The organism is Escherichia sp. KTE114, from assembly GCF_000407765.1.
GTDB lineage: Bacteria > Pseudomonadota > Gammaproteobacteria > Enterobacterales > Enterobacteriaceae > Escherichia > Escherichia ruysiae.
The window spans coordinates 141,341-157,557 of record NZ_KE136622.1; the positions used below are offsets into that span (position 1 = coordinate 141,341).

13 protein-coding genes and 5 pseudogenes are annotated in these 16,217 nt (G+C 43.2%); 13 read left to right on the forward strand and 5 right to left on the reverse strand.

What is annotated here, in order from left to right; all coding sequences use genetic code 11:
* Window positions 1-39: 39 nt before the first annotated feature.
* The 9 genes and pseudogenes from WC5_RS20940 (at window position 40) to WC5_RS20895 (ending at window position 9,531) form a co-directional block, all read left to right on the forward strand.
* Window positions 40-702: an urease accessory protein UreE gene (locus tag WC5_RS20940; RefSeq protein ID WP_016231343.1), complete on the forward strand. Its 663-nt coding sequence runs from the start codon at window positions 40-42 to the stop codon at window positions 700-702.
* A gap of 21 nt (window positions 703-723) precedes the next feature.
* Entirely contained in the window at window positions 724-1,410 is a 687-nt protein-coding gene (locus tag WC5_RS20935; RefSeq protein ID WP_016231344.1) for an urease accessory protein UreF, read from the forward strand.
* 99 nt (window positions 1,411-1,509) lie between these two features.
* Window positions 1,510-2,142 (forward strand): urease accessory protein UreG, encoded by a 633-nt coding sequence (gene ureG, locus WC5_RS20930; RefSeq protein ID WP_032159870.1) that lies wholly within the window; start codon window positions 1,510-1,512, stop codon window positions 2,140-2,142.
* On the forward strand, window positions 2,142-3,092 hold the full coding sequence (locus WC5_RS20925) for an urease accessory protein UreD (RefSeq protein WP_016231346.1): 951 nt from the start codon (window positions 2,142-2,144) through the stop codon (window positions 3,090-3,092). The genes ureG and WC5_RS20925 overlap by 1 nt, the downstream gene beginning before the upstream one ends.
* Before the next feature lie 60 nt (window positions 3,093-3,152).
* On the forward strand, window positions 3,153-4,142 hold the full coding sequence (gene yut / locus WC5_RS20920; protein ID WP_024192160.1) for an urea transporter: 990 nt from the start codon (window positions 3,153-3,155) through the stop codon (window positions 4,140-4,142).
* A gap of 62 nt (window positions 4,143-4,204) precedes the next feature.
* Window positions 4,205-5,263, forward strand: a complete 1,059-nt coding sequence (locus WC5_RS20915; RefSeq protein ID WP_016231348.1) for a HoxN/HupN/NixA family nickel/cobalt transporter — start codon at window positions 4,205-4,207, stop codon at window positions 5,261-5,263.
* Window positions 5,264-5,574: 311 nt separating this feature from the next.
* Window positions 5,575-6,803, forward strand: a pseudogene (locus tag WC5_RS24620) (IS3-like element IS2 family transposase).
* A gap of 525 nt (window positions 6,804-7,328) precedes the next feature.
* Window positions 7,329-7,931 carry a ProQ/FINO family protein gene (locus WC5_RS20900; RefSeq protein ID WP_016231350.1) on the forward strand — a complete coding sequence of 201 codons (603 nt, stop codon included), beginning with the start codon at window positions 7,329-7,331 and terminating at the stop codon, window positions 7,929-7,931.
* Between the two features lie 391 nt (window positions 7,932-8,322).
* Window positions 8,323-9,531: an IS256-like element ISEc39 family transposase gene (locus tag WC5_RS20895; protein ID WP_016231352.1), complete on the forward strand. Its 1,209-nt coding sequence runs from the start codon at window positions 8,323-8,325 to the stop codon at window positions 9,529-9,531.
* Between the two features lie 208 nt (window positions 9,532-9,739).
* Here the strand turns inward: WC5_RS20895 and WC5_RS20890 are convergent, their stop codons facing one another.
* From WC5_RS20890 to repA, 5 genes and pseudogenes are all read right to left on the reverse strand, one after another.
* On the reverse strand, window positions 9,740-10,117 hold the full coding sequence (locus WC5_RS20890; RefSeq protein ID WP_016231353.1) for a hypothetical protein: 378 nt from the start codon (window positions 10,115-10,117) through the stop codon (window positions 9,740-9,742).
* Window positions 10,118-10,161: 44 nt separating this feature from the next.
* On the reverse strand, window positions 10,162-11,070 hold the full coding sequence (locus tag WC5_RS20885; RefSeq protein WP_016231354.1) for a zinc metalloprotease: 909 nt from the start codon (window positions 11,068-11,070) through the stop codon (window positions 10,162-10,164).
* A gap of 234 nt (window positions 11,071-11,304) precedes the next feature.
* Window positions 11,305-11,388 (reverse strand): annotated as a pseudogene (locus WC5_RS25760) (serine acetyltransferase); the annotation flags it as partial.
* Between the two features lie 199 nt (window positions 11,389-11,587).
* A pseudogene (locus WC5_RS26090) lies at window positions 11,588-11,819 on the reverse strand (replication-associated protein RepA4); the annotation flags it as partial.
* A 469-nt stretch (window positions 11,820-12,288) separates the two neighbouring features.
* Window positions 12,289-13,320, reverse strand: coding sequence for a plasmid replication initiator RepA (repA, locus tag WC5_RS20880; RefSeq protein WP_024192162.1), 1,032 nt, complete (start codon window positions 13,318-13,320; stop codon window positions 12,289-12,291).
* Window positions 13,321-14,318: 998 nt separating this feature from the next.
* Between repA and WC5_RS26095 the strand changes: the two are divergent.
* The 4 genes and pseudogenes from WC5_RS26095 to WC5_RS24630 form a co-directional block, all read left to right on the forward strand.
* Window positions 14,319-14,504 (forward strand): annotated as a pseudogene (locus tag WC5_RS26095) (ash family protein); the annotation flags it as partial.
* On the forward strand, window positions 14,470-14,748 hold the full coding sequence (locus WC5_RS20875; protein ID WP_016231356.1) for a helix-turn-helix transcriptional regulator: 279 nt from the start codon (window positions 14,470-14,472) through the stop codon (window positions 14,746-14,748). The pseudogene WC5_RS26095 and the gene WC5_RS20875, both read left to right, overlap by 35 nt.
* Window positions 14,749-15,189: 441 nt before the next feature.
* Window positions 15,190-15,723: a transcription termination/antitermination NusG family protein gene (locus WC5_RS20870; protein ID WP_016231357.1), complete on the forward strand. Its 534-nt coding sequence runs from the start codon at window positions 15,190-15,192 to the stop codon at window positions 15,721-15,723.
* Between the two features lie 216 nt (window positions 15,724-15,939).
* Window positions 15,940-16,217 (forward strand): annotated as a pseudogene (locus WC5_RS24630) (immunoglobulin domain-containing protein); the annotation flags it as partial.

A 16,217-nucleotide genomic window follows, 5' to 3' on the forward strand; every position in this document is an offset into this window, starting at 1 on the left:
GTATCGCTGAATCTAATTTCGATAAGAGAGAATATCTTCATGATTTTAATCGAGCATGTGCTGGGGAATATTAAAAATGATCCCGTTTGGCAAACAAAGCTTCAAGATGCCACTATTGACCTGTTAGTGCTGGACCAACGAGAAGCCCAAAAAAGTCGCTGTCGTAAATTAACCTCTCAAGGAGTTGATCTCGGAATCTCTCTTGAGCGTAACGTGGCTCTTGCTGATGGTGATGTGCTGTTTTGGAACGACGAATTACGTATGGCTATCGTTGTTCAAATTCAGCTGCGAGATGTTATGGTCATTTCACTAAGAGAACTAAAAACATATTCGTTTGATGAGTTAATTAAAATCTGCTTTGAGTTGGGGCACGCATTAGGTAATCAACATTGGAAAGCAGTGACTAAAAACAATAAAGTCTATGTTCCACTTACCGTAGCGCCTGCCATGATGGATTCAGTGATGAAAACTCATGGTTTCCAACTTCTGCCTTATTATTTTGCTAAAGGAGCAGAAATTCTACCATTACTATCTCATTCAGAATCTCGCCTGCTATTTGGTGGTGCTGAAGATACGGATACTCATGTTCATGTTAGCCATGAGGAAAATCAATCAACAACTTCCGGTTTACATACCAAACGCATTCAATCATACAATCATGGACATTGTCATAGTGTCCATAAACACGAACATAAAGGCTAAATTGTATTAGGGGCATTTACTGTGAATGCGTCAGATCTCATCCGTATAATGCAATTTGGTGATTCCGTATTACCTGTCGGAGCATTCACTTTCTCCAATGGTGTAGAATCTGCGGTCCAAACCGGCATTATTTATGATATAGCTTCATTAAAAGGATTCGTCTTAACTGCATTAAAACAGTCTGCAAGTTGCGATGGTATCGGTCTCGTCGTGGCTCATCGTGCAGCTGTTGCTGGTAATCTTGAAAAAATAATCTGCGCGGACTGGGCAATTAATAACCGCAAGCTTAATGAAGAGAGCCGGCTGATGTCGACGCGCATGGGGAAAAAGTTAGCGGAAATGTCTGCCCATGTCATTGAACATCCATTAATAAGTTGGTGGCTGGAGCAGATCAAAAAAGGAGAGACGGCTGGAACTTATCCAGTAACTCAGGCGTTGGTTATGGCCGTGCAGGGTATTGCAGAGAGAAACGTTATCGTGATGCACCAATATGGTATAGCCATGTCTATTTTAAGCGCGGCTATGCGCCTAATGCGGGTAACCCACTTTGATACACAACGTATTTTGTTTGAGTTAACCCAGAACATAGAAACATATTGTGATATCGCCGAAGTTGGTGATATTAAACAAATGTCTTCTTATACACCAATAGTGGATGTACTTGCTGCAGTACATGTTAGCGCGCATGTAAGATTATTTAGTAACTAATAGACGAAAAACGATACATTAGTAGAAATTAATATCAAATAATATTTGAGAGGAATACACGTGAATAATCATGTTACAAGTTATGCTTCAAACAAAAAAATGGCTCGTATTGGAATTGGTGGTCCGGTTGGCTCAGGAAAAACGGCTATTATTGAGGTTATTACGCCAATTCTCATAAAAAGAGGAATTAAACCTCTCATTATAACTAATGATATCGTAACTACTGAAGATGCTAAACAGGTTAAGCGAACATTAAAAGGTATTTTAGATGAGGATAAAATCTTGGGTGTTGAAACAGGTGCCTGCCCTCATACGGCTGTGCGTGAAGATCCGAGTATGAATATTGCCGCCGTAGAAGAAATGGAAGAACGCTTTCCTGATAGCGACTTAATCATGATTGAAAGTGGAGGTGATAACCTAACATTAACTTTTAGTCCAGCATTGGCTGATTTTTATATTTATGTTATTGATGTTGCCGAAGGTGAAAAAATTCCTCGTAAAAATGGTCCCGGTTTAGTTCAGGCCGATATTTTAGTTATCAATAAGATTGATCTTGCTCCCTATGTTGGTGCAAGCCTAGAGGTTATGGAAAGCGACACTCAATTGGTTCGGGGTGGCCGCCCTTATGTTCTAACTAACTGTAAGACAGGGCAAGGTATAGAAGAATTAGTCGATATGATCATGCGTGATTTCTTATTTACCCATGTACCACCTGAAGGAGATAACGCATAATGTTGCAAAATTCTGCCCATTCACGAGAGAATCATCATACACCAGGCGCTAATGCCCCAGAGTTAGCACAATACCAGAGTGAACCAGCGCAAATGCGCAGTGGAGCTATAGGTAAAAAGGGGTATCTCAAACTTAGATTTGTAAAACGTGAACAACGCAGTGTTTTGGCGGAAATGGAACGGCGCGTTCCTTCTATGGTGCAAAAGGCATTGTACTGGGATGAAGAAATGCCAGGACTACCTTGTGTCACGATGATTTCAACATCGGGATGTATTTTACAAGGCGACCGTTTAGAGACTGACATACATGTGGAACGCGGAGCCTGTGCTCATATTACGACTCAATCTGCGACCAAAGTTCACATGATGAATGCTAACTATGCATCTCAGATACAAAAATTTATGCTTGAAGAAAACAGCTATATGGAGTTTATGCCAGATCCACTTATTCCACATCGTAACTCCCGCTTTATTACTGATACATCGATTAGTATTCACCCAACAGCGACAGCTATTTATTCTGAAGTCTTAATGTCGGGGAGGAAGTACCACCATCCTGAAGAGCGTTTTGGCTTTGATGTTTTCTCATCCAGAGTGGCTGCCTATAACTTAAGTAATAAGGAATTGTTTGTTGAGAGATATATATTAGAACCAAAATCAGAAAGTCTTGATGCTATTGGTATTATGCAACATTTTGATATTTTTGGTAATGTAATTCTATTAACACCAAAAGAGTATCATAATCGAATATTAACCCGAATACCTGCTCGATTTGATATTGAGCACCAGATAGCCTGTGGTACAACACGATTACCTAATCATTGTGGCTTAATATTTAAAGTATTGGGCGTTAACAGTGCAGTTGTAAAAGCCGAAATAAGAAAATTTTGGCGAGTTGCGCGTGAAGAAATTTTAGGCATTACATTGCCAGAGAAATTTATATGGCGTTAGGTAAAATTCATTGATCATTCCATATTATAAATTAACTCTCATGTGAGAAATTATTATATGATGAATACAAGTAAAAGCAATCCATCTTTTTGGATGAACCTTGTCGAATCTAATATATTTATTAAATTCATTGATGTTACCTTACGTGGTTATGCACAGGTTATGTTTCAAAATAATCCTTTAACTGGATTATTATTTTTTACGGCTATTTTTATCGGTGCCTATGATGAAGGTCGCTCCGTCATTGCTTATGGTAGTATATTAGGTACTGTTGTCGCAACGTTAATGGGGCTGATAGTACATGACCGTAAATCATGGCAGGTTGGTTTATATAGCTATAACGGTTGTTTAGTTGGCGTCACCCTACCCGTTTTTTTAGAAATGAGCCCGTTAGCCTGGGGATTTATCGTCCTTGGCAGTATTATTTCCGTTATATTTACAGCTTGTATTTCTAATATATTAAAAACCTGGGAGGTTACCGTATTAACTGCACCTTTTGTTTTTACCACATGGATTATCCTGCTTGCTAGCTATGCGTTCTCAAATTTGTGTAATAGCGGGCTACCTTATCCATCTCTCCCTCATCAATTTATTGTAGAATATTATAAACTGAGGAGCGATAGCTATATTTTTGATAGCCTGTTTAATGGGATTTCGCAGGTATTTCTTTTCAGTAATGTTACTAGCGGCGTTTTATTTGTTCTTGGGCTGGCTATTGAATCTTTTTGGGCTGCTGCCTTTGCTGTATGTGGAGCGTTTTCGGCTATATTTACCGCAATGGTTTTGGCGGCAAACAACCATAGTGTCCATTTGGGCCTTTACTCATTCAATGCTGTATTAACGGCAATAGCGTTAGGCTGCGCTTTTAACAATCCGAGCTGGAGAGTCCTGGTATACACATTTATTGGGGTTATTTTTACTGTAATCATGCAGGGAGCGTTAAATACGTTATTTTCTCCACTGGGCATTCCAGCATTAACGATGCCATTCGTTTTAACCTCGTGGCTTTTTCTTGTGCCTAATAAAGATATTGTGTTAACACATCGATAGTAATATTTATCACTTGTTTTTCTGTTTTATATCTATTTTCATAAAAATTCTGGAGGGCTGATATGAACAGTATTATAAAGGAAAGAACGATACATGATTCTCAAACAACAAAACGCAGAGCCATTTTTTTACTTATTGGCTTACTGGCTATGAATGGATTAGCCTGGGCATGGGTGTTTATTGATTTCAGGGGTAACTCAGTGCTTATGGGGATGGCTCTGTTAGCTTATAGTTTAGGTTTACGTCACGCCGTTGATGCCGATCATATCGCTGCTATCGATAATGTTACACGTAAACTCATGCAACATAGGAAAATTCCCATTGCCGTTGGTACTTTCTTCTCTCTAGGGCATTCCACCATTGTGATATTAGCATCATTGACTATTGCCGCAACTACTATGGTATTTAAAAATGATATGGCATGGCTTCATGAAACAGGAGGAATAATTGGTACGTTTGTTTCATCTGCCTTTTTGTTACTCTTCGCATTTCTTAACTTAACGCTCCTTATTTCAGTATATAAACGTTTTAAACTGCTTAAGACTGGACATAAATATAAAGATGAGGATTTAGATCTTTTTGTTGTGAACCAAGGGGGATTACTAGCTCGAGCGTTCAGACGTTTATTTAATTTAGTTAACAAAAGTTGGCATATGTATCTGGTTGGGTTTTTGTTTGGCTTGGGTTTTGATACGGCCACTGAGATTGGTGTGTTGGGAATTGCGGCAGCTAATGCAACAAATGGTATGAGCTTATGGGCTATCATGGTTTTCCCTTTTTTATTTACGGTTGGAATGGCTTTGATCGACTCACTAGATAACTTTGTGATGATTGGAGCATATGGCTGGGCATTATCTAATCCGGTAAAAAAACTCTACTACAATATGACAGTAACTGCAGCCTCCGTTATTGTTGCCTTTTTTATCGGTGGTATTGAAGCGTTGGAGCTTATTGCTGAAAAAATGAATTTAAGTAGTGGTATTTGGACCGTAATTAATCGTCTGAGTAATAACCTTGGCGAAGTCGGCTACTGGGTTATCGGGATCTTCATTCTGTGTTGGATATTCTCAGCGGCAATTTACCATTTTCGTGGTTATGATAGCTTACACATTCACCGCTAAGGCTGAGGGGGCAGCCGTTAAGTATCACGATTATGAAGAATCCTACGAGCTCCATCTTAGATATTTACAGATTTCCGTTTGTCAAATGGAATTCATATAGTGAAGAAAAAATGACACATTATGAAAAGCGATTTTTCTACCACTTATAATCTGTTGACAGCCATATAAGATATCCTGATTAATAACTGTTACTTACCTCCCCTATAAACAAAACTGTAACTAGACTGGCCCCCTGAATATCCAGACAACCAGTATCACTTATTTAAGTGATAGTCTTAATACTAGTTTTTAGACTAGTCATTGGAGAACAGATGATTGATGTCTTAGGGCTGGAGAAACGCAGACGGCGTACCACACAGGAAAAGATCGCAATTGTTCAGCAGAGCTTTGAACCGGGGATGACGGTCTCCCTCGTTGCCCGGCAACATGGTGTAGCAGCCAGCCAGTTATTTCTCTGGCGTAAGCAATACCAGGAAGGAAGTCTTACTGCTGTGGCCGCCGGAGAACAGGTTGTTCCTGCCTCTGAACTTGCTGCCGCCATGAAGCAGATTAAAGAACTCCAGCGCCTGCTCGGCAAGAAAACGATGGAAAATGAACTCCTCAAAGAAGCCGTTGAATATGGACGGGCAAAAAAGTGGATAGCGCACGCGCCCTTATTGCCCGGGGATGGGGAGTAAGCTTAGTCAGCCGTTGTCTCCGGGTGTCGCGTGCGCAGTTGCACGTCATTCTCAGACGAACCGATGACTGGAAGGATGGCCGCCGCAGTCGTCACACTGATGATACGGATGTGCTTCTCCGTATACACCATGTTATCGGAGAGCTGCCCACGTATGGTTATCGTCGGGTATGGGCGCTGCTTCGCAGACAGGCAGAACTTGATGGTATGCCTGCGATCAATGCCAAACGTGTTTACCGGATCATGCGCCAGAATGCGCTGTTGCTTGAGCGAAAACCTGCTGTACCGCCATCGAAACGGGCACATACAGGCAGAGTGGCCGTGAAAGAAAGCAATCAGCGATGGTGCTCTGACGGGTTCGAGTTCTGCTGTGATAACGGAGAGAGACTGCGTGTCACGTTCGCGCTGGACTGCTGTGATCGTGAGGCACTGCACTGGGCGGTGACTACCGGCGGCTTCAACAGTGAAACAGTACAGGACGTCATGCTGGGAGCGGTGGAACGCCGCTTCGGCAACGATCTTCCGTCGTCTCCAGTGGAGTGACTGACGGATAATGGTTCATGCTACCGGGCTAATGAAACACGCCAGTTCGCCCGGATGTTGGGACTTGAACCGAAGAACACGGCGGTGCGGAGTCCAGAGAGTAACGGAATAGCAGAGAGCTTCGTGAAAACGATAAAGCGAGACTACATCAGTATCATGCCCAAACCAGACGGGTTAACGGCAGCAAAGAACCTTGCAGAGGCGTTCGAGCATTATAACGAATGGCATCCGCATAGTGCGCTGGGTTATCGCTCGCCACGGGAATATCTGCGGCAGCGGGCCTGTCATGAGTTAAGTGATAACAGATGTCTGGAAATATAGGGGCAAATCCACATCCCGCGCATGCTGCATTAGAAAAACATGCAGCTTCAAACGAAAGCAACATAAAAATTGCATGCTAATTATTAGCATTAAATACAATACTAAATATGACAAAGATCACATTTTGAAACTCAAAAAACTACCAATTATGGTTGGTGCAATGTGTTTTTTCTATAAAATTCAAAGTCACTGCTAATGAGTGGTGTTTATAAAAACATCCCATCATCAGCGATATTTAATAAATATCTCGAATAAACGAAAGCAGTAATCTAATCTGAAACCAAGGTGCAGAAGCAATCATACCGGAACGGAAAAATCCGGTGGAACGAAAAGGATGCATTTATGCGAGGACATATTCGCAGAGTAAATAACAAACTAATATTGGCAGATCTGCTATGATTAATGCAAAGCCAAAACATTTCACAAAAGCAGAATTCAACAACAAGGGATATCAAATAACGGAAAGTGTATTAAAATCAGATCTGTGATATTATAATAAAATAAAACAGCACAGCCGAGGTATTTATGGGAAAACATCAGGAAGAAAGGAAAACTCCCGTCATTGTGGTGAAAAAACGTCGAACTTTTTCGCCACCGCCTTTATCCGAACAAACAGATATTATCGCACCTGTATTCACTGAACAGACGACAGAATCAACATCCGCCGGAATAAATTCATCTGCCGTCGAAAAACATATCCCTGAAGCGCCAGCCAGGAAGAAGAAAAAGAAAAAACACCATTTCCCACGTCCCGCCCACTGGACCCGAGAGTATACTCACGAGTGCGTAGAAAAAATAAAGGCCCTGTTTCCTCATCTTCGTGCTGAAGGCGGTGGATTTATTCCCCTGAAAATTGGCATAAACAATGATATTTCGGCATTTCTGGCAGAACCCCCGGAGACAGAACTGTCCATGGATGAATGGCTCTGTGCAGTATCCTGCATCACCTCCCGCCGCGTATATCTGCAGCGGACAGTTGTCGCCGGCGTCCCACGTTATGGCCTGGATGGTCACCCTGAAGGACAGGTCTCAGAATCTGAAGCGCAGAGTGCCGGTCGCAGACTGGCGATATTAGAACAAAAGTGGATCAGGATGAAGGCACAGCAGGAGAGTATTTCTGAGCAATAAACACTCCTGATAACAGCAGAACATTATGTATCAGAAAAATGGGAAGAGAATGTTATGCGTAATTCAGCGGCGGAGAAGATTTTATTCATCTTGAATAAACATGAGCGGGCATGCAAAGTCAATAACCACCTGACCAACAGTAGCGCCGGAAGCAGTATTATAAAATCATGTATAGAGTTGCGTGACGACATAATAAGTTTTCAATATGTTCTTTAGCCGATTATTCCAGTGATACAGTTTTTTGATACTGCACGCATGGGCATAGTGAGTGTGTCGATGCTAGCTTTATCCTGTCCTGGCTGGCCAGCATGGTCCAGAATGAGACTGTAATAAAAATTGTGTAATTGCCTGTTTTTGATATGTTCACTCCAACAACGGAGACAGGCAAACGATGGACGAAAAGAAACTTAAAGCCCTTGCGGCTGAACTGGCCAAAGGCCTTAAAACCGAAGCCGACCTCAACCAGTTTTCACGCATGTTGACAAAGCTTACCGTCGAAACGGCGCTCAATGCAGAACTGACTGACCATCTCTGTCATGAGAAAAATGCTCCTAAATCAGGCTCTAATACCCGTAATGGCTACTCGTCAAAAACGGTATTGTGCGATGATGGCGAGATCGAACTTAACACGCCGCGTGACCGTGAAAATACCTTCGAACCGCAACTAATTAAGAAGCATCAGACACGCATCACCCAGATGGACAGCCAGATTTTGTCCCTGTATGCCAAAGGCATGACTACGCGGGAAATCGTTGCCACGTTCAAAGAAATGTACGACGCCGATGTCTCGCCCACGCTGATATCCAAAGTGACCGATGCGGTTAAAGAACAGGTCTCTGAATGGCAAAATCGACCGTTGGATGCACTGTATCCCATTGTTTATCTTGACTGTATTGTGGTTAAGGTTCGTCACGGCGGGAGTGTCATTAACAAAGCGGTGTTCCTCGCGCTGGGCATCAATACCGACGGTCAGAAAGAGCTGCTGGGTATGTGGCTGGCAGAAAATGAAGGTGCAAAGTTCTGGCTGGGTGTACTGACTGAGCTGAAAAATCGTGGCCTTCTGGACATCCTGATTGCCTGCGTGGACGGCCTGAAAGGCTTCCCGGAAGCGATAAATAGCGTGTACCCGCAGACGCATATTCAGCTCTGCATCATCCATATGGTGCGCAACAGCCTGAAATTCGTGTCGTGGAAGGATTACAAAGCCGTCACCAGCGGGCTGAAAGCGGTATATCAGGCCCCGACAGAGGAAGCGGCGTTGATGGCGTTGGATAAGTTTGCAGGCGTCTGGGATGAAAAATACCCGCAAATCAGCAAGAGCTGGCGCACACACTGGGAAAATCTCAACACCTTCTTCGGTTACCCACCGGATATCCGCAAGGCCATCTACACGACGAATGCCATCGAATCGCTGAACAGCGTCATTCGGCAGGCGATAAAGAAGCGCAAGGTGTTCCCAACGGACGACTCGGTGCGAAAAGTGATTTATCTGGCGATACAGTCGGCGTCAAAAAAATGGAGTATGCCAATCCAGAACAGGCGGCTGGCAATGAGCCGTTTTATTATCGAGTTTGGTGACCGCCTTAGCGAGCACCTTTAATACGGCGGCAGTTACACAGAATTATTTACAGGGTCCTTTCTCTCGCACTATGAACATGCAACGATATAAAACACTCTTGAATCTTAATACAATCAGATTTTTAGCCATTATGTTGATGCTCCTCTGAATTAAGATTTTTTGAAATGATTCTAAACAGAAGGATAAATACGAAACATCTGTATTTATCCTTCTATATATTTTTATAAGATCAATCACTCAACTCTATCGCTGCAATAGAATTTGGTGACTTATTAGTCCAGGCACAAAGTTTGCTGATTTTAACTCCAGTAAAATAGGCAGCTCTTAACGTATCTTTCATTCTCTCTAATGGTTTTTTTTGTGACTCTATATGCTGAGGCCCCAGTGTCTCCACTTGAAATGTTTGATCATTGCTAAATACAACAATAACAATTTCTCTGTTACCTGCCAAAGACTCTGTATATGTTTTAATTTCTTCATCTAAATCGTAAACCTTGGTGTTTTGGTATTCATTACATAGTTCAGTTATATTATGAGGTGTTGCTTTTACATATAATGGAAGCGCGAACAAAGAATATAATACCGGTCTGTAAATTTTAATTTTCATATATCACATAATTCTCATTAATTGCTGGATAATATTATGTTTTATTACAGATCTTCCCCTGAAGATGAAAAAGTTAATCCTACTCCAAGGCAAGAAAATCGATTTGTTAATGAGTTCCAACTCCCTCCTCTTCTCATAACCCTAACCCCTTCTATATCATTTCTTGATGGACCAATATCGGATTCAGTGACAGGTCTTTCTAAATAACGAGATAAACGTTCTATATAATCATAATTACTACCGTTTAGCATAATTGATGGCGGCTGATTCAAAAGTCTGCAACGAGCAATTTCCTGTCCAACACCATGCGGGAAATATGTTCCACTTTCATTATTGTGTAACAGACCAAGAATATGACCTATCTCATGCTTTATAGTAATTCTTAATTTTAGTTTTATGTATTCTTCCGGAGTCATGTTAGCAGAAATTGCTCTTCTTAATTTTAACTTCTCATAATTATTCATAATAAGTTTATTAAATGACCCTATATCTATTCGTAATCTGGAATTTCCTGATAAATCAAATATTGTACTCCCCAACGAACCATCAGCATAATTAGTTGTACTGAATAGGACTATTCGTGTTTCTGCTCCGGGGCTGAAAACCTGTTGAACTCTTATTCCTGCAGGAGACCACTCCTCAAACGCTTCTCTGACATAATCTGCGTAGTTAATAGTAACTTGTGTACGCTCTCCAGTAGCATTTATTGCATTAATAGTAATATATTCTTCTGGTACGCTATAATTTATTATTGGTCCATATATTGACGTAATGTTATATAGTTGGCCGTCATGATCCGCATAACCAACCACTTTTTTTTCTTCGTTCGGCGTTCTCTCTGCCTGTGTAATCACAGGGATAAAAAACAGAGATATAATCAACATTGTTATTTTATGTTTCGTGCCCCTGATTTGTTGAAATTTTATTTTTTTGTTAAAAAGGCGTGCAATCATGTTTATGCGCTCCAACAAGTAGTAGTTGCTCTGTTTATTTCTTATTTTCTGTTGCAGAAGATAATATTTTTATATCTTGTAAAAATGTAAGCAAGTATATTAACGTGATATACATCACAAAAACAAACCGGGAGAGCATCTCTTATACTATAACCACAAAAACACAGTAACGTATTTAATATATTGATTTCTGTTATTGCAAGTTACAGCATTGCTTAATAAATGAACCAATCACTACATTACCCGGAACTCTTTCCTGGTAAAATAAGCACAGTTATCCGGAATATCCCCCATAATAAAAGACATGGCTCTAATTTTACGTTAAGCTCGATAATACATCATATATAACGATTCAGATATCGTCACCAGGATATGCCGCGTCAGCGGCATGGAAGGCGGCACTCCGTTGTTGCATATGATACCGGAGTAAAACCGCCGAAGCCCGGCGTAAGCCGGTACTGATTGATAGATTTCACCTTACCCATCCCTGGCCCTGCCAAGCCATATCCGCTTTCAGCTATGATAGAGCTTTTGTGCGCGGTCGGAGTGGTCCCGACAAGGGTTTACCCGCAGTCGGGGCGTATCTCCGCGTTAGCGGGCCGTGAGGGCCGCTTACGAGCGTGTACTCAATACGTCCAGCCAGAATACTGACAGCTATAAGATTGTTTAGTTACAACATTCATAATTAAAAGCGATGTTGTTCCCGCCCTTTGGGCGGGGCGGCCTCGCTTTTCAGTTATGAGAGGTGGGCACGGTGCTGCGTTTGTGTGGTGTTTTTTATTCCTGATGTCTTTTTGCTGTGGTTTCAGAACTGTGAGGTTCGGGGCCCGCGCGTCAGCGTGGGAGGTGCTTTTAAGTTCTGAGCGGCGCGGCCTTGGCCGCTGCAAGCGAAGGCCTCTTTGTATTTGTTCACAGTGGTTTCAGAGATAAAGACTTTCCCTGCGGCGAAGCAACGCAGGGGATTAAATAATGGGGTTAAGAATATATTGCAGGTTTGCTGTTTCAGGTTTGCTGCTTCTTAAAGTTCTTTGTTTGCGGATTTATGTGGATAACTGAAACAACGTGGCCACGTTCTGATGACTGATGCGTGGTTTTATGGGCAGATATGCCCCTCTGAGGGGATTTAAGGTGATTACTGCGGATTTTGGACTGAGCGGAACCAGCGCCGAAAGCCCCGGAGGGGCTGGCGATGATTCAGTGCTGAGGGAATGATGCTGTCTAGTGCGGTGGCGGGGCAGCCAGCGTCAGCTCAAGCTGACGCAACTCCCTGATGGCCAGTCGCTTCAGATGGTCATCGGAACAGAAATAGGCTTCATCTGGCGGCAGACGCTTCCGGAGATACTCTGCCATCTCATGAATCTGCTGGTCGGCAGGCAGTTTCTTCAGACGTCTGGCGCGCTTACTGGCTGCTGCTTTCGCACGACGGTGTTTCAGCGCATCCTGACTGCGCTGCAGATACCAGCGTTTTCTGGCCGCATGTACGGAGATATCTTCATCCTCACGCAGAACACCTTCCCGAATGAGCTGCTGGCGGATTTCACTTTCACGCAGTCGTTTCTGCTGCTGTTCGTGAAGTTTTACCATGTCGACGCCCAGCATCTGCCAGCCTGCCTGTGTTATCCAGACGTAACGTGGCAGACGCTGGCGGGTTTCACGGTCCCACAGGGTTTCCTCAGAAATACCCAGCACACCAAAACGTACCTGTTCGGCCAGCAAACGGGAAAGGCGGGAGACCGTCACTTCCAGTTCCGGAATAACCTTCCCCTTGCTGTCTTTCGGACTGATTTCTCTGGCCAGACGGGAAACACTCATGCCTACGGTATGTGTGCCCGCATCACTGAAGCTGACCAGAACCGGCCAGATGGCATCGAGGAGGCGTTGTTTTTCCGGACGGAAAGCATATTTGCGACCGGCATACGTTCGTTTCTGCACGTAAAAAGGATGCAGAGACATGTGCATGCGCAGGCTCTGCTCGCCGGTCACCGGGTCCTTTTTCACCAGACGGTTGTAAGCGTGCCCGAGCTGCCCGCTCAGCGCCTTATAGCGCTCAGGACGATACCAGGACGGATTTTCGCATTTGGGTTTGGTGGAGTGCTCACCACGACGACGCTTCGTGCGCTTCCTTTCCGGTTCAACCAGGAAAGTGGTCGCCCTTCCCGCTTCATAGTCTTCCCAGAAACGGATCTGCTCTTCGGGTGCTAACTGACTCCAGTGTACTGCGTTATATGGAGTATTCTTCAGATCTGCCACAAGCTGTCGCTTATGGCGGAGCGATTGTGCCGTGTATTTATACACTGCACAGGGTTGAATCTCTGGTACGGTTTCATTATACTTTACCCGTATTCTGTGAGGCCCCCACTATCTTTCTGCGTCCCACCAAGTTCGTCGAAAGATTGTGGGGGTTTTCCTTTTATGGCTTCCGGAACATCTTCAGTCTTCTGACTTACTGCCCGTACATGCCATCTCTCCTGAATGCCTTATGGCGCATTCTGCCGTCCGGCTTTCGCCGCTTTGCTCCACAGAGTGCCCCCTCTGCACAGCTAATAACAGCCGAAATATACCCGCTTTACGTTAATTTGAAAAGCATTACAACGATCTCTTCTCTTCCAGTGCCTCCTCACCGATACCTCTAATGAGTTAATCCTGACCTGCGTCAAAAAAATAAAATCTATTTTTAAAAGCAGATTTTTCTGCTTTAGATCCTTCTTTTGGATTAAAAGATCGACTTTTGTTCTACTCACGATCATTTATCTTACAACCGATCCACCAACAGAACAACACTCCATTTCAAGACAATTAAACGATATAAAAAACCTTTAAAAAATCATTTTGTAGATCATTCTATCGCAAACAGAATGATTCTTAGATAATAAAACCACTTATTACACAACCCGCCAATTGTGTAACAACAGCCTCTACAAGAGCATATTTGTTCATATGTTCGTCAGCGCTGCGGATTGTCTGGACGAGGGTCAGACACCGTTTCGTGCATACGGACCAGCATGTTCGAACGCCACAAAGCAGAAGCATCATGCCTGGATCGCTTCGGCGCGGAGCGTTAAGTTCTGACGCTTTTTGTATGTTTTTTAAGCTGCTAGTTGACTCGGTACGTTATACTAAGTCCCCTTTACTGGTCACAGGCAAAACTGTGATCGGGCGTAGGAACCCGTGTAGTCATCGTCGGCGCAGAAGTTAATTTCTTCATTTGGCGTCGTTTTTTGCCATACCATAAAGACAGGAATTCGTATTTCTTGTCGTCTTCTATGGTAGCTCAGGCGGGGCAGGCATTAGCCTGGCCGGTTTCCGATGACGCCGGTATTCCTACCCCCGTCTGGGCTATCACCAATGAGCGTAGGAACTCGGTGATAGCGTTTTAAGTTGTCATCGGAGACTGTTACTATGTCACCTCAAATGATACAGAAACTCCCGGCCATCACTCTGTTGGAAGGTATGTTTCCCGAGCTATCAACAACCCAGCTTAAAGTCTGCGTTTTTTACGCAATGGGTGTTCCTTACGACGCCATTGCTCAGAACTGTCGGCTTTCGGTACGAACCTACCTGAAGCGAAGCCTGAAGAAATTAAATCTGGAAGGATATGATGCACTTCGCTCTGCTGTGCTGATGCGAACTTTCGTTTTCATGATTAACAATACAGCTAAAGAAAACGAAAAAATGTGAACAGGTGTCCCCATTAAAGGGGACACTTTCATGGAAATTGCATTTTGCACTTTACAGGCGATCCAAAATTGATAAACATAAACACCAAGCACAAGTTACTTTAATAAAGCAAATCACTTCAGACGGTGTCCCAGTTATTTATATCTGGCTCATGCCAGATATATGGCGACCTTACTCTGAACTGACGTGCTGATGTTTTATTTCGCGTATCACAATACTGTGCCACTGTATTGCTGATATTAGTGCTTAGCCGTTCTTTATCTGTGAGTTCGCCAAATCACCGATACAGAACGTACTAGAGTCTGCTGGTTATATGCCTGTCAGAACTGCAGTTTATCCAGATATGGGCTGGACACTGCTTCAGACATATGATTTAGCATATTCGCCTGACATCGCAAAATCGTCTATCATGGATCGGTTTTGCGCGGAGCGTTGAACTTCGTGAATATAGAACACCTGAATAACCGGAACTGGTATCTTGCGCAATATAATACAGCCGGCAAAAACAGAGAATCTTTATTCTCATGGCTGAATGAGCAAAACGTCGTACCATGGACTCCATTAATAACAAGAAAGATAAGACGGGCAGACTCCAGGTGCTGTTACCGTGAAAGAATATTCGCTATTTTTCCAGGGTACTTTTTTATTCTGGCTAATTTTGACATTCAACCAGTATCGGCATTACGTCGACATAGCGCCTTCATTGATTTCGTGAAGTTTGGCGGTGAAATAAAACCCGTCAATAAAGATATTGTTGATGGATTAATGAAGATTTACCCGAACCCTGTGCTAAATCCGGGATCCAGGGAAGAGCTGAATGCGGCTTCCAGCATATGGCTGACAAAAGCACAATATCAGTATCTCCTCAGAATGGAAAATACTCTCCAGCCTGAGTCGAGGATACCCCTGCTCCTAGAACTGGTATCAAATGCCGAACATCACGGCTTTATGGAGCGCCTTATAAACATCCCATAGCCAGTATTTCCCGGCCTTCGGGCCGGGCTTTTTTCAATTCAAGAGAATATTCTGGAGTGAAGCCTGCACGAAGCCATCCCCACCATGGACTCCCCCTGTCTTTTGATGGAACCGTGTATTTCTTAATGGCGAAAGAAATAAAAGGCTTCACCCCAGAGTATTGATTCATTTTATCAAAGGCCGGCTCGTGCCATCACGTGTGGCGGAGAGAACGGATGTAAGTATGCGGTTAACGCAGGACTAAATGATTTTAATCAGACGGCTAAATCCTCGACTTCACTGATGACAGAATCAGCTAAAACCGCCAGTGGTAATTACACTGTCACGGTATCCAATGGCAGCGGTATCTGTGGAACTGCCAGCCTGTCAGTAGAAGGAAACGGAACAACAGATCAGTCAACGATTGGAAAATTCTTTAATCCCTTCAGTAAAAACGAGTACAGCGGTGTTATCTCAGCACAACGTGCAGCCATGGATAATATGATTAGCGACAT

Bases quoted from the DNA above. Each gene is read 5' to 3' on its own strand.
- WC5_RS20940 (WP_016231343.1), top strand. From the start codon at position 40: ATGATTTTAATCGAGCATGTGCTGGGGAATATTAAAAATGATCCCGTT.
- ureG (WP_032159870.1), top strand. From the start codon at position 1,510: ATGGCTCGTATTGGAATTGGTGGTCCGGTTGGCTCAGGAAAAACGGCT.
- WC5_RS20925 (WP_016231346.1), top strand. From the start codon at position 2,142: ATGTTGCAAAATTCTGCCCATTCACGAGAGAATCATCATACACCAGGC.
- yut (WP_024192160.1), top strand. From the start codon at position 3,153: ATGAATACAAGTAAAAGCAATCCATCTTTTTGGATGAACCTTGTCGAA.
- WC5_RS20915 (WP_016231348.1), top strand. From the start codon at position 4,205: ATGAACAGTATTATAAAGGAAAGAACGATACATGATTCTCAAACAACA.
- WC5_RS20900 (WP_016231350.1), top strand. From the start codon at position 7,329: ATGGGAAAACATCAGGAAGAAAGGAAAACTCCCGTCATTGTGGTGAAA.
- WC5_RS20895 (WP_016231352.1), top strand. From the start codon at position 8,323: ATGGACGAAAAGAAACTTAAAGCCCTTGCGGCTGAACTGGCCAAAGGC.
- WC5_RS20890 (WP_016231353.1), bottom strand. From the start codon at position 10,117: ATGAAAATTAAAATTTACAGACCGGTATTATATTCTTTGTTCGCGCTT.
- WC5_RS20885 (WP_016231354.1), bottom strand. From the start codon at position 11,070: ATGATTGCACGCCTTTTTAACAAAAAAATAAAATTTCAACAAATCAGG.
- WC5_RS20875 (WP_016231356.1), top strand. From the start codon at position 14,470: ATGTCACCTCAAATGATACAGAAACTCCCGGCCATCACTCTGTTGGAA.